Raw genomic sequence first — 549 nt, 5'->3', positions numbered from 1 at the left:
TCTACACCCTCTTAACGATAATAGTTAAATTAAAGTTAAGGCGTAGCCAGGGAGGTATTGTCCATGCTATCGTGAGGGGTCGCTTTGTCTGTTATTTTTCAGAGGTTAAGGTGGAATCTATAAAGCTTGCAATACCTGACGTTATTCTTTTTGCTCCGAAAGTATTTGGTGACGAACGGGGTTTCTTTTATGAAAGTTTTAATCAGCAGGTTTTTGATTCGGCTGTAAATCGCAAAGTGAATTTTGTTCAGGACAACCACTCCAAGTCAGCGGGCGGGGTGGTGCGTGGCATGCATTATCAAATCCAGAACCCACAAGGAAAGCTAGTCAGGGTCATAAAAGGTGAAGTCTTTGACGTGGCTGTCGACTTGAGAAAAGACTCTCCTTTCTTTGGCAAGTGGGTGGGAGAGTACTTAAGTGAAGAGAATAAAAAGCAGCTGTGGGTACCTGAAGGGTTCGCGCACGGCTTTATAGTGCTGAGCGACAGTGCTGAATTTCTGTACAAGACAACTAATTATTATGACCCTAAGGAGACGCTGATTTATTCTA

1 protein-coding gene is annotated in these 549 nt (G+C 43.2%); it reads left to right on the top strand.

All coding sequences use genetic code 11. The features are described 5' to 3' along the window. Positions 1–110 precede the first annotated feature (110 nt). Positions 111–549: dTDP-4-dehydrorhamnose 3,5-epimerase (rfbC, locus tag ALO64_RS01730; RefSeq protein ID WP_044345278.1), on the top strand; the 439-nt coding region annotated here is incomplete at its 3' end.

The sequence above is a fragment of the Pseudomonas meliae genome (assembly GCF_001400515.1).
In the GTDB taxonomy this organism is placed as follows: Bacteria; Pseudomonadota; Gammaproteobacteria; order Pseudomonadales; family Pseudomonadaceae; genus Aquipseudomonas; species Aquipseudomonas amygdali.
Note: the sequence above shows the minus strand (reverse complement) of the source record. Positions and strands in the feature narration are given on the sequence as shown.